The sequence below is a fragment of the Duganella sp. Dugasp78 genome, from assembly GCF_059491455.1.
In genome coordinates this window covers 1,744,448-1,756,948 of record NZ_CP168506.1, presented here as the reverse complement: position 1 = coordinate 1,756,948, position 12,501 = coordinate 1,744,448, and the positions used below count along the sequence as shown (strand labels likewise).

Sequence of the window (12,501 nt, the reverse complement as noted above, 5' to 3'; positions counted from 1 at the left end):
TCCCCGCTTTCGCGGGAACGACGTGCGGTTTAAGCAGCGCGCTGCTGGCTGAATTGATTCAGCAGGCGGGCCTTCTCGGTACGGAAGGTGGCGACAGCCTTTTCCTTCACGTGGCCGAAGCCGCGCACTTTCTCCGGCAGGCCGGCCAGTTCCACTGCGGTTGCGTGGTTTTCCGGCGTCAGCTTGTCCATCAGCGCGGCGACCATCTCGCGGTACTCGACGATCAGCGCGCGTTCCATCTTGCGCTCCCCGGTGTAGCCGAAGATGTCGAACGCGCCGCCGCGCAGGCCTTTGAACTTGGCCAGCAGCTTGAACGCGCTCCACATCCACGAACCGAATTCCGCCTTGACCAGGTGGCCCTTGGCGTCCTTCCTGGCGAACATCGGCGGCGCCAGGTTGAACTTGACCGAGAAGTCGCCTTCGAACTGCTGCTTGAGCTGCTCGACGAAGCGGCCGTCGGTGTACAGGCGCGCCACCTCGTATTCGTCCTTGTAGGCCATCAGCTTGAAGGCGTACTTGGCGACGGCGGTGGACAGCTTGTTGCCCAGACCCAGAGCGGTCTCCTTCGCGCGCACCTGCGACACCAGCTGCTCGTAGCTGGCAGCGTAGGCGGCATTCTGGTACGCGGTCAGGAACTCGACGCGTTTGCTGATGACGTTCTCCAGACTTTGCGGCATCTGCATCACGATCGCTTGCGTGGGCGTGGCCACGCGCTCGACGCGCTTCAGGTCCACGGCGGCGCGGCGGCCCCACAGGAAGCTCTTCTTGTTCGAGGCGATGCCGACGCCGTTCAGCTCAATCGCGCGCAGCAGCGATTCCTCGTTCAGCGGGATGCGGCCTTTCTGCCATGCGTAACCGAGCATGAACAGGTTGGCGGCGATGGAGTCGCCCATCAGCGCAGTGGCCAGTTTGGTGGCGTCGATGAAATCGGCGGCGCCGGCGCCGACCGATTCCTCGATCAGTGCGCGCACTTCCTCCACCGGATACTGCCAGTCGGGGTTCTGCGCGAACGTGCCTGGCGGCTGCTCGTGCAGGTTGACGATGGCCAGCGTGCGGCCCGGACGCATCTTCGATACCGCGTCGGCGGCGCCGGCGGTCAGCATGTCGCAGCCGAGGATCACGTCCGCCTCGCCGGTGGCGATGCGTTGCGCGCGCAGGTGGGCCGGGGTCTTCGCGACTTTGACGTGCGAGGTGACCGAGCCGTTTTTCTGCGACATGCCGGTCATGTCCAGCACCGACGCGCCCTTGCCTTCCAGGTGCGCGGCCATGCCCATCAGCGCGCCGACGGTGATCACGCCGGTGCCGCCGATGCCGTTGATCAGGATGTTGTACGGCTCGTCGCAGGACGGCAGCACAGGCTCCGGCAGGGCGCCGAAGCCGTCGTCGGCGTTGTCCTTCGTCACGCCGGTCTTGGTCTTCTTCAGCGATCCGCCTTCGACCGTGACAAAGCTCGGGCAGAAGCCCTTCACGCACGAGTAGTCCTTGTTGCAGGACGACTGGTCGATGGTGCGCTTGCGGCCGAACTCCGTTTCCTTCGGCAGGATGGAGGTGCAGTTGGACTGGATGCCGCAATCGCCACAGCCTTCGCACACGGCTTCGTTGATGACCATGCGCTTGGCCGGGTCGGGGAATTCACCTTTCTTCCGGCGGCGACGCTTCTCGGCCGCGCAGGTCTGGTCGTAGATCAGCACCGATACGCCGCCCACTTCGCGCAGCTCGCGCTGGACTGCGTCCATGTCCTTGCGGTCGTGCAGGCTGACGATGGATGGCAGGGCGCTGCGGTCGGTATAGCGGTTCAGGTCTTCGGTAACCAGCGCGATGCGTTTAACCCCCTCCGCGGCCATCTGCTGCGCGATCATCGGCACCGAGGTGATGCCGTCGACCGGCTGGCCGCCGGTCATCGCCACCGCGTCGTTGTAGAGGATCTTGTAGGTCATGTTGACCTTGGCCGCCACGGCCGCGCGGATCGCCAGGTAGCCGGAGTGGAAGTAGGTGCCGTCGCCCAGGTTCTGGAACACGTGCGGGATCTTGGAGAACGCGGCCTGGCCGATCCACGGCGCGCCTTCGCCGCCCATGTGCGTGGTCAGCTTGTTGAACTCTGGGTAGATCGAGGTGGCCATCACGTGGCAGCCGATGCCGGCCAGCGCCAGGCTGCCTTCCGGGACCTTGGTCGAGGTGTTGTGCGGGCATCCGGAGCAGTAGAACGCCGGACGGAACGGGGTGCTGATGGCTTTCTTCAGTACCGCGTCCTTGGCGTCGAGGAAGGTCAGGCGGGCCTTGATATGGTCGCAGGTGACCGGGTCCGAGATCAGGCGCTTGACGCGCGAGGCGATCACGCGCGCCACTTGCGACACCGAGAAGTCGGCCTTGGAGGTCAGCAGCCATTCGCCGCGCGGCGCGACCCATTCGCCTTTTTCATCGAACTTGCCGATCACGCGCGGACGCACGTCGTCGCGCCAGTTGTACAGCTGTTCCTTCAGCTGGTACTCGACTATCTGGCGCTTCTCCTCGACCACCAGGATCTCGTCCAGGCCCTGCGCGAATTCGCGCACGCTGTCCGGCTCCAGCGGCCATGGCATGGCGACCTTGAACAGGCGCAGGCCGACGTCGGCCGCCATCTTCTCGTCGATGCCCAGTTCTTCCAGCGCTTCCAGCACGTCCAGGTAGGACTTGCCGGAGGCGATGATGCCCAGTTTGGCGTTCGGGCTGGTGATGGTGGTGTGATTGAGTTTGTTCTCGCGCGCATAGGCCAGCGCGGCGTAGATTTTGTAGTCCTGCATCAGCGCTTCCTGATTGCGCGCCTGCTGGCCCAGCGGGATGCTGGACAGGCGTGCATTCAGGCCGCCTTCCGGCATGACGAAATCGTGCGGGATCTTGACCTCGACGCGGAACGGATCGGCGTCGACCGAGGCCGAGGATTCGACCGTGTCGGCCAGCGCCTTGAACGCCACCGTGCAGCCGGAGAAGCGCGACATGGCCCAGCCGTGGATGCCCAGGTCCAGGTATTCCTGCACGTTGCAGGGATACAGGACCGGGATCATCGAGGCCGAGAACAGGTGGTCCGACTGGTGCGGCAGCGTCGACGAGTAGGCGCCGTGGTCGTCGCCGGCCACCAGCAGCACGCCGCCGTGCTTCGAGGTGCCGGCGTGGTTCATGTGCTTGAAGACGTCGCCGCAGCGGTCCACGCCCGGGCCCTTGCCGTACCACATGGCGAACACGCCGTCGTACTTGGCTTCGCCGATCAGGTCGACCTGCTGCGAGCCCCAGACGGCGGTCGCGGCCAGGTCCTCGTTCACGCCCGGCACGAACTGCACGTGGTGGGCTTCGAGGTGCGGCTGGGCCTTCCACAGGTTCTCGTCCAGGCCGCCCAGCGGCGAGCCGCGGTAGCCGGAGATGAAGCCGGCGGTGTTCAGGCCGGCCGCCTGGTCGCGCACGCGCTGCATCATCGGCAGGCGCACCAGCGCCTGGATGCCGGACAGGAAGATGTCGCCTTTGATGGCCGTGTATTTGTCGTCGAGGCTCACGGACGTGAGGCGGGATGGGGCGGCGGCGTTGTCTCTGGTGGACGTTGCTGGGCCGTGTGCCGTGGTATCGGGCATGGCGGTGTCTCCGGTTTTGTGTCAGATCGCGCCCAAACTTGGTGGCGCCGGGTAGGCGCGCCAGGATCAGGCCATGGGCCGCATGGTTAGCGGCGGTGCAGGTATTTTAGGCTTAAAAAACCCGCTTTGTAGCGGAGTATGGGCGCTAGTTGACGTATACGGAAATACCGATTGCCGATGGGGGTATAAGAAAAAATGATGACCTGACGGGGGGCTCAGGCGATGGCGGTGGCGCCCGGCCAGGTGTCGCCGGCGCACAGCTGCGCGCTGACTTGCTGCACCAGCCGGCTGACCGCCGCCGCGGCGTTGGTCAGCGGAATATTCTTGGAGGCGCACAACACCACCGTGCGCGAAATCGACGGGCTGTGGATGCGGTGGGCGCGCATGGTGCCGCGCTGGAGCTCGTCCAGCACCGGCGCCGACGGCAGGATGGTGGCGCCCATGTCGGCCAGGATGGCGGACTTGAGTATGGCGATGGAATTGATCTCGATGACATTTCCCACCGTCAGTCCGGCCTGGCGCGCCACGCTTTCGATGCGCGGCCGCACCCCGTGTTGCAGGCCGGGCAGGATCAGCGTGGTATTCAACGTCTGGGTCAAAGTGAGCGCTTGCTCACCTTGCGCGTAAGTGGCGTCGGCGCGACAGATGAAGCGCAGCTCTTCTTCCACCAGCGGCGTGGTGGCGAACTGGGCCAGCTGGCCGTCGTCGAACAGCACCGCCAGGTTGACGCGGCCGGATTTGAGCTGCTCGCTGAGGTTGCCGGTCAGTTCTTCCGTCAGTTGCAGCGTGATCTCGGGATATTGCGCGCGGGCTGCCGTCAGCAGCGGCAGCGCCAGCGCGCCGGAAATGCTGTGGGGCAGCCCCAGCGTGACGCTGCCGCTGGGGCGCTCGGCCGACTGCGCCACTGCCGAGCGGGCGTCCGCCACCTGCTTGAGGATGGCTTGCGCATGTTCGTAGAAGATCTTGCCGGCGTCCGTGCTCAGCACGCCTTGAGCCGAGCGGTGCAGCAATTGCACGCCCAACTCCTCTTCCAGTTGCCGCAACTGTTGTGTTAGTGCCGGTTGTGCAACATGTAGTACAACAGCCGCCCGCGACAGGGAACCGTGGTCTACTATAGCTACAAAGTAACGAAGTTGGCGTAATTCCATAAATTGTGAGCACTATTAACCTGGACAAACAAATGGTAGCACCTGTAAATCTGATCCTGACAGGAAACTATTTGCTATACTGGCATCAGCGCTTTCCGCTGCTTCCAGTCTCTTCAAAGTGGGTACCAGTATGTTAAAGAAAGTCGACTCTTCGCAGCTAAAAGTGGGCATGTATATCCATGACTTGAGTTGCGACTGGATGACCCACCCGTTTGTCCGCAACCGTTTCCTGATCTCCAGCGAAGATGAAATCCGCAAAATCATCAACGCCGGCATCCACGACGTTGTCATAGACAACGCCAGAGGCCTGGACGTGCAGGACGCGCCCACGCTGGACGAGGCGCAGGCCGCTACCGAGCGCGAAATCGTCGAAATCGTCGCCAAGGCGCCGGTCATCACGCGCGTCTCGCTGGGCGAGGAAATGAAGCGTGCAGTACAAATCCGCCACCAGGCGTCGACGCTGGTACGCACCGTGATGCAGGATGCGCGCCTGGGCAAAGCCATCGAACTCGATCAGGTCCAGCCGGTGGTGCAGAATATCACCGAATCGATCTTGCGCAACCCTGGCGCGCTGGTCGGTTTATTGCGGATCAAGAACAAGGACGATTACACCTTTTTGCACTCGGTCAGCGTCTGTACGCTGCTGGTGGCGTTCTGCCGTTCGCGCGGCATGGACGCGGAAACCACCCACCAGGCCGGTCTCGGCGGCTTGCTGCACGACACCGGCAAGGCGCTGGTGCCGGACGCCATCCTGAACAAGCCCGGTCCGCTGACGGACGAGGAATTCGCCATCATCAAGCGCCATCCGCAGGACGGCTACAACATCCTGCTGCAGTCGCCGGAGGTGGGGCCGATTCCGCTGGATATCACGCTGCACCACCATGAGCGGCGCGACGGCAGCGGCTATCCGAACAAGCAGGCCAACGACGAAATCAGCGAATTGGCGCAGATGGCGGCGATTGTCGACGTGTACGACGCGATTACGGCGGACCGCTGCTATCACAAGGGCATGTCGGCGGCGGCGGCGCTGCGCAAGATTTATGAGTGGAGCAAGTTCCACTTCAACCCGCAGTACGCGCAGGAATTCATGCGCTGCGTCGGGATTTATCCGGTGGGCACCATGGTGATGCTGGAATCGGGGCGCCTGGGCGTGGTGATTGAGCCGCACGAAACCAATTTGCTGGCGCCCAAGGTCAATGTTTTCTTCAATACCAAGAAAAACCTCTACATCAAGCCGGAAACCATCGATTTGTCGCGGGGACTGGGCTTTGGCGGCGGCGACAAGATCGTCGGCCACGAGTCGCCCAGCAAGTGGAATGTCGACCCGATGCGCTTCCTGACGCTGGCCTAGAAGAACTCGGCGGTATCGTTGGAGGCGATGGCCTGCAGCATGCCGCCCTCGACCAGCTCGTCGTAGTGGCAGGCCAGGTTGCGGCCGTGGCTTTTCGCATAGTACAGCGCCTGATCGGCGTGTCCCAGGATGATCACCGGCGCCTCCAGCGCGCTGATGCTGACAAACCCCACGCTTACCGTCACCTTGCCCACTTGCGGGAAGTCATGCGACGCCACGTTCATGCGGAAGCGGTCGATGATTTTCTTGGCGTTGTCCAGGGTGGTCGAACGCAGCAGCACAACGAATTCCTCGCCGCCGAAACGGAACACGCGGTCTTGCGCGCGGAACGAGGAGGTGAGCAGGTTGGCGATCAGGATCAGGACCTCATCACCGTATAAATGACCGAAACGGTCGTTAACGTGCTTGAAATGGTCGACATCGACCACGGCCAGCCATTGCTTTTCCTGCTCGTGGTGATGCCGGCGCTCCGGCTCGCCCGGCAGCGTGACCGAATCCTGCTCGGTGCTGGCGGCCAGCATCTTGGCCAGCTGGTCGTCGAAGGTCTTGCGGTTGAGCAGGCCGGTCAGCGAATCGCGTTCGCTGTAGTCCAGCAGGTTCTGGAAGTTGCGGTAGACGCTGACGATGCCGCCGATGATGTGGATGGTGTCGCTGGTGTACGGGGTCGGGTTGACGATTTCCAGGCAGGTATCGGCCTTGTCGCCCAGCCAGATCGGCAGCCACAGCGTGTGCTCGCCCGCCTCGTTGGCGACGTCGGCGCCCGATTCGTGGTTGGCGATGCAGTCGGCCAGGGCCGGGATGTTCTCGATGGGCTCGCCGGGATTGTGCAGGTCCGTGCTGTCGACCATGCGCGCCGCTTCGCCGGCGCAGACGATGGCGCGCGGACGGACGAAGATCTTACCCCTGACTGTGGCCAGCGTCAGGACGCGGGCCTGGCTGGCGCGTGCAAGCTCCTGCACCGCCGAGATCACGGAGATGTCGAGCATCGTGTGATCGCGGTGGCCGGTCATGTCCACCATGTGTTTCAGTAGGGAATCCATTTTCTTCTCTGGAAAATAATCACACAACCTTGTGTCTAGCCACGTTTGGTTCACGCCTATCAAGCCAATCTCTTTGATAGTCAGGCGCACAGTGAAGCAGCAACACGGGGCCTTTCCAAAGAACAGCTAAGCAGGATAATAGCTTTTTGCAATCAAGGCAATTCATGTGTGCGAAAAAAAACATTCCTTGCAACTGTATGCGACCTTTTTCCGACAGCTGGGTCAGCCCTTCCAGCGTATCGACCGGGAAACTGATGCAGTTTGACATAAGCCAGCCGTGATGTGTGTCCCGCGCGCACATTTTCATCAAACCCGCCAAAATAATGCCGCATGGAAAACTTGCGTCACGTCAACTCTCGGAAAACTCCGATCCGTATAGTAAGCCTTAATGGCGCAGCATCAGCGATTCAGTAGGCCGCCCGCCGCGCCAGGGGTACTTTTTTTGACTTTTTACGGGAGTAAATCATGAACTCGATTATTGCAGCCGCAAAAGTGTTTGCGCACGACGAAGACGGGATCACTGCGATTGAATACGGCTTGATCGCGGCGACGATGGCGACGGCGGTGATTGCCGTCTTCGCCTTGCTGGGGCCGGCGCTGACCACCGCCTTTACCGCCATCGCGACCAAAATCACCTCGGCGTAAACCCCAGGCTTTCCAGCCGCAGTCGGGCTGGAAAGCCTTTCGTCGGAGCGACTGTCATGCTGAACGCGATCGAAGTGATATTGATCTGTCTGGTTGCGCAAGCGGCCGTGACCGACCTGGCCCTGCGCAAGATCCCCAACGTGCTGATCCTCAGCGGCCTGCTGCTGGCGCTGATGCTGCACATGCTGGGCGGGCTGCACTGGGCGCCGGTGACGCACTGGCTGGCCGGCACCTTGGCCGGCTTTTTTTTATTCCTGCCGCTGTATCTGTTGCGCGGCATGGCCGCCGGCGACGTCAAGCTGATGGCCATGGTCGGCAGCTTCGTCGGCCCACTGATGGCCCTGAAGGTGGCGGTGCTGGCCGCGCTCATCGGCGGCGCGATGGGCCTGCTGATGCTGCTGTTTAAGGGCCGCTGGCGCGACGGCTGGCGCAACGTGGCGACGATCTGCAAACCGCTGCTGCTGCGCGCGCTGGGCGTGCCCTTGCAAGCGGTGCCGCTGGCGCCGGGCGCCAGCGTCGGCGGCATCCCCTATGGCGTGGCGATCGCGCTGGCCAGCCTGGCGATGGTGGTATCGGCGCATCGCTGAGCGGCGCTTAGCCACGTATTTGCTGCGCGTCAATATCCGCAAAGCGTGGGCCGATAGACTTGATTCCTCAACGTAACTAATTCCACCGCTGGAGATCGTCATGCTTGCTGTTGAATCGCCTTCCCCCGCCGTCCATGCCGAGCCCGCCGAGATGCTGCCGGCGCAGCCCAAATCGGTGTGCGACACCGGTTTGTCGCAACAGCTGATTGTCGAGCTGATCGCCAAGACCATCTTCATCACCGGAAAAATCCACTTGCCGGTGCTGACCACGCGGCTGCACCTGTCGATCAATGTGCTGCGTGAAGTGCTGGAGTTCATGGTGGCCGAGCAGGTGGTCGAAGTGGCCTGGCGCGGCGAATCGGACATCGACGTGCAGTACCAGCTGACGCCGGCCGGCCGCCTGCGCGCCAGCGCCTGGATCGACCGCTGTCCCTACGCCGGCCCGGCGCCGGTGACGCTGGATGCCTATCGCGCCATGGTCGAACGCCAGGCCGGCCAGGCGCAGCAGCTGTGCGCCGAGGAACTGGCCGCCGAATTTGCCGACGACTTTCTCGGCCCCGCCGTGCAGCGCATGCTGGGCGCGGCCATGTACGCGGGCCGCACGGTGCTGCTGCATGGTCCGTCGGGCGGCGGCAAGTCGGTGCTGGCGCGCCGGCTGGGCGCCCTGCTGCAAGGCGTGATCGCGGTGCCGCATGCGCTGGTGGTGGGGCAGGAGATCATCCAGGTCTACGACGCGCTGCTGCACCGCGCTCCGGACCCGCGGCATCTGCGCCAGCTGCGTCAAGTGCAGGAGCGCCGCAGCAGCGATCCGCGCTGGGTGCTGTGCGCGCGGCCCGTGGTGGCGCTGGACGCCGACCTGAGTACCGATATGCTGGAGCTGCAGCCGGACAGCCATAGCGGCTGCTATCGTTCGCCGCCGCAGCTGAAGGCCAACAACGGCCTGCTGATCGTCGATGACCTCGGCCGCCAGCGCATGCCCGCCGCCGATTTGCTGAATCGCTTGTCGCAAGCGCGCGAACTGGAACGCAGCCAGCTGGCGCTGGCCGGCGGCTATCACTTCAGCGTCCCGTGCCGCATGCAGCTGGTGTTTGCCACCAGCCTGGCGCCGGAAGCGCTGCTGGATGCGGTGGCGCTGCGCCGGGTCGGCTACAAGATCCCGGTCGGGCCGCTGGACGCGGCCCACTACCGCGCCTTGTTTCGCCAACAATGCGTGGTCGCCGGCGTGATATCCGATGAAGCGGCGCTGCGCTACCTGGTCGAGGAACTGCATGCCGGCAGCGGCCTGCCGCTGCTGGCCTGCTACCCGCGCGAGATCATCGGCCGCATCAATGACTTCGCCGGCTTCCTGGGCGAGCCCGCGCGCGTCAGCGTGGAGACGCTGGAACAAGCCTGGATCAGCATGTTCGCCACCGGCGCTGCGGCGCAGGCAGATGCCATCGACCAGCTGCAACGGCGCATAGCATGAACAACCGGCGCGCACTGATGATGATGGCGCTGGCCATCGTACTGGGACTGGCGGCGGTGGTGCTGGCTTCGCGCTGGCTGCTGCGCCAGACGCCGGCGTCGGCCAACAAGATCATCGTCGCCGCCACCGATGTGAACCTCGGCCAGCGCCTGACCCCGGAGATGCTGAAGGCGATCGACTGGCCGGCCGAGAGTCTGCCGCGCGGCGCCATCCGCGACGGTTCCAAACTGGTGGGCCGCGTGCTGAAAACCAGTGTGCTGCGCGACGAGCCTTTGAACGAGGCCAAGCTGGCGCCGGCCGGCACGCTGGGCGGCCTGTCGGCGCTGATCTCGGAAGGCAAGCGGGCGATCACGGTGCGCGTCAACGACGTGGTGGGCGTGGCCGGCTTTGCGCTGCCGGGGAATTTTGTCGACATCATCGTCAACACCCAGGCCGCGGCCAGCGGCAACGAGAACGCGATCTCCAAGATCGTGCTGGAACGGATACTGGTGCTGGCCGTGGCGCAGGAAGTGGGGCGCGACGAAACCAAGCCGCGCGTGGTCAACGCCGTGACGCTGGAGGTGACGCCGGCGCAGGCCGAGAACATCGACCTGGCGCGCAGCGTCGGCACGCTGTCGCTGGTGCTGCGTAACCAGGTCGATCCGCGTCCGGGCGTGACGGACGGCGCGACCAAGATTAGTTTGCTCGGCATCGCCAGGGCGCCGGTGGCGCCGCCGGCGGAGACGCCCGCCGCCGTCGCCAGGCCGCGCCCGCAACTTGCGCAAGCCGCGCCGCGTGCCCGCTCCTGCGTTGGCGTGATCGCCGGCGTGCAGCGCACGCAAGAATGTCTGTGAGCCGGCCATGACGACATTACGACACGCGGCGCTGTTGCTGGCGATGGCCAGCCAGGGGGCGGCCGCCGCCACGAGTGCCACCGCCGGCGCGCCGGCACCGGTCCCCGGTATGGCCGCAGCATTGTCCGGTGCCGCTTCCGCTCGCGCCATGCCGGAGGCACCGCAGCCATCGCCGGGCCGCGATGCCGTGAGTCTGCGCTGCAGCGGCCAGGCGGCCACGCCGGGCAGCCTGACGCTCGCACTGGGCAAGTCGACGCTGATGCGCATGCCGGAAGCGGTGCAGGCGCGCAGCGTCGGCAATCCCGCCGTGCTGCAGGCGATGCTGGTGGCGCCCGACACGCTGTATGTGGTCGGCGTCGACATCGGCAGCAGCAATATGATCGTGCAGGGCCGCAGCGGCGTGTGCAATGTGATCGAGGTGGTGGTCGGCGTCGATCCGGCCGCGTTGCAGAACGCGCTGGCCGCGCTGATGCCGACGCAGAAGGACATCCAGGTCAGCGCGGCCGGCGATACGCTGGTCCTCAGCGGCACGGTCGACGACGCGCAAACGGCGGCGCGCGTGCTGGAGCTGGCGGCCGCGTTTGTGCGCCGTCCGGCGCAGGCGCTGGAGGCGGCCAAGGGCGACAAGGCCGGCGCGGCGGCGCCTGCGGCGCCAACGCCAGCTGCGCCTTCGTCGGCATCGGCGGCGGGCGGCGCTGCGCGCATCGTCAACTTCCTCAACGTCGGCGCGCCGCAGCAGGTGATGCTGGAAGTGAAAATCGCCGAGGTCTCCAAGACGCTGCTGGACAAACTGGAGGCCGGGCTGTCGCTGAGCTTTGGCGGCGGCAGCTGGAGCACCACGCTGGCGTCGGACTTCATCAGCGGCACCTTGAAAGGCCTGCTCAGCGGCGGCAGGGCCACGGGCAACCACGTCGGCATCGCCGCCGACAAGCAGGATGGGCTGGTGCGCATCCTGGCCGAGCCGACGGTGATGGCGATCAGCGGCCAGGAAGGCAGCTTTCTGGCGGGCGGCAAGATCTTCGTGCCGGTCGCGCAGGACAACAACAAGGTCACGCTGGAGGAAAAGGAGTTCGGCATCGGCCTGCACTTCACGCCCACCGTGCTGGCCGGCGGCCGCATCAACCTGCGCGTGGCGCCGGAAGTGTCGGAGCTGTCGCGCGAAGGCATAGGTATCTCGGCCGCGGGTTTCTCGGGCGGCGCCATCCTGCCGCTGATTACCACGCGCCGCGCCGCCACCACGGTCGAACTGTTCGACGGCCAGAGCTTCGCCATCGGTGGCCTGATCAGCAACAACCAGACCACCAACATCCGCGGCCTGCCGGTGCTGGGCGAGCTGCCGGTGCTGGGGGCGCTGTTCCGCAGCACCGACTTCCAGCAGGACCGCACCGAGCTGCTGTTCGTGGTGACGCCGCATTTGGTGAAGCCGCTGCCGCCGAACTACAAGCTGCCGACCGACAGCGTCACCACGCCGAGTCGCGCCCAGCTCTTCCTCGAAGGGCGCATGGAAGGGCCGCCGGCCCAGAGTACCGACCACAAATAAACGGGATACGACGATGCGATATCTACTTAGCCTGCCGATGGCATGCATGCTGGCCTCCTGCGCCCTGCAACCTGTGTCCACCACGCCGCAATGGGACCGGCACTTCGGCGACATCGCCCGCGTCACGCTGGCGCAGCAGGTCGCCAATGCGGACGCGGGCCGCAACGGCGATCCGGTGGCCGGCATGGACGGCCGCGCCGCGCGCTCCGCCTTCGAGCGGTACCAGAAGGCCGGCAGCGATCCTGCGCCGCAGCCGTCCGCATTCACCATCGGCGTCAGCGGCACAAAGTAAG

General features: G+C 64.8%; 10 protein-coding genes. 7 read left to right on the top strand and 3 right to left on the bottom strand.

What is annotated here, in order from left to right; genetic code table 11:
* Positions 1-29: 29 nt before the first annotated feature.
* Positions 30-3,599, bottom strand: coding sequence for an indolepyruvate ferredoxin oxidoreductase family protein (locus ACEN9O_RS07840; RefSeq protein ID WP_495617018.1), 3,570 nt, complete (start codon positions 3,597-3,599; stop codon positions 30-32).
* Positions 3,600-3,814: 215 nt separating this feature from the next.
* Entirely contained in the window at positions 3,815-4,747 is a 933-nt protein-coding gene (locus ACEN9O_RS07835; protein ID WP_495617017.1) for a LysR substrate-binding domain-containing protein, read from the bottom strand.
* Between the two features lie 130 nt (positions 4,748-4,877).
* Between ACEN9O_RS07835 and ACEN9O_RS07830 the strand changes: the two genes are divergently transcribed.
* Positions 4,878-6,098, top strand: a complete 1,221-nt coding sequence (locus ACEN9O_RS07830; RefSeq protein WP_495617016.1) for an HD-GYP domain-containing protein — start codon at positions 4,878-4,880, stop codon at positions 6,096-6,098.
* Here ACEN9O_RS07830 and ACEN9O_RS07825 read toward each other — a convergent pair.
* Positions 6,095-7,138 carry a GGDEF domain-containing protein gene (locus ACEN9O_RS07825; protein ID WP_495617015.1) on the bottom strand — a complete coding sequence of 348 codons (1,044 nt, stop codon included), beginning with the start codon at positions 7,136-7,138 and terminating at the stop codon, positions 6,095-6,097. The two genes, ACEN9O_RS07830 and ACEN9O_RS07825, sit on opposite strands and share 4 nt — an antisense overlap.
* 465 nt (positions 7,139-7,603) lie before the next feature.
* Here ACEN9O_RS07825 and ACEN9O_RS07820 point away from each other — a divergent pair, with 465 nt between their 5' ends.
* From ACEN9O_RS07820 to ACEN9O_RS07795, 6 genes are all read left to right on the top strand, one after another.
* Entirely contained in the window at positions 7,604-7,783 is a 180-nt protein-coding gene (locus tag ACEN9O_RS07820) for a Flp family type IVb pilin (RefSeq protein WP_495617014.1), read from the top strand.
* 56 nt (positions 7,784-7,839) lie between these two features.
* Positions 7,840-8,370, top strand: coding sequence for an A24 family peptidase (locus tag ACEN9O_RS07815; RefSeq protein ID WP_495617013.1), 531 nt, complete (start codon positions 7,840-7,842; stop codon positions 8,368-8,370).
* Between the two features lie 100 nt (positions 8,371-8,470).
* Complete coding sequence (locus tag ACEN9O_RS07810) at positions 8,471-9,835, top strand: ATP-binding protein (protein ID WP_495617012.1); 1,365 nt, start codon at positions 8,471-8,473, stop codon at positions 9,833-9,835.
* Entirely contained in the window at positions 9,832-10,668 is an 837-nt protein-coding gene (cpaB, locus tag ACEN9O_RS07805) for a Flp pilus assembly protein CpaB (RefSeq protein ID WP_495617011.1), read from the top strand. The genes ACEN9O_RS07810 and cpaB overlap by 4 nt, the downstream gene beginning before the upstream one ends.
* 7 nt (positions 10,669-10,675) lie before the next feature.
* Positions 10,676-12,208 carry a type II and III secretion system protein family protein gene (locus ACEN9O_RS07800; protein ID WP_495617010.1) on the top strand — a complete coding sequence of 511 codons (1,533 nt, stop codon included), beginning with the start codon at positions 10,676-10,678 and terminating at the stop codon, positions 12,206-12,208.
* Between the two features lie 13 nt (positions 12,209-12,221).
* Positions 12,222-12,500: a hypothetical protein gene (locus tag ACEN9O_RS07795; protein WP_495617009.1), complete on the top strand. Its 279-nt coding sequence runs from the start codon at positions 12,222-12,224 to the stop codon at positions 12,498-12,500.
* The last annotated feature ends 1 nt before the right edge of the window (position 12,501 follow it).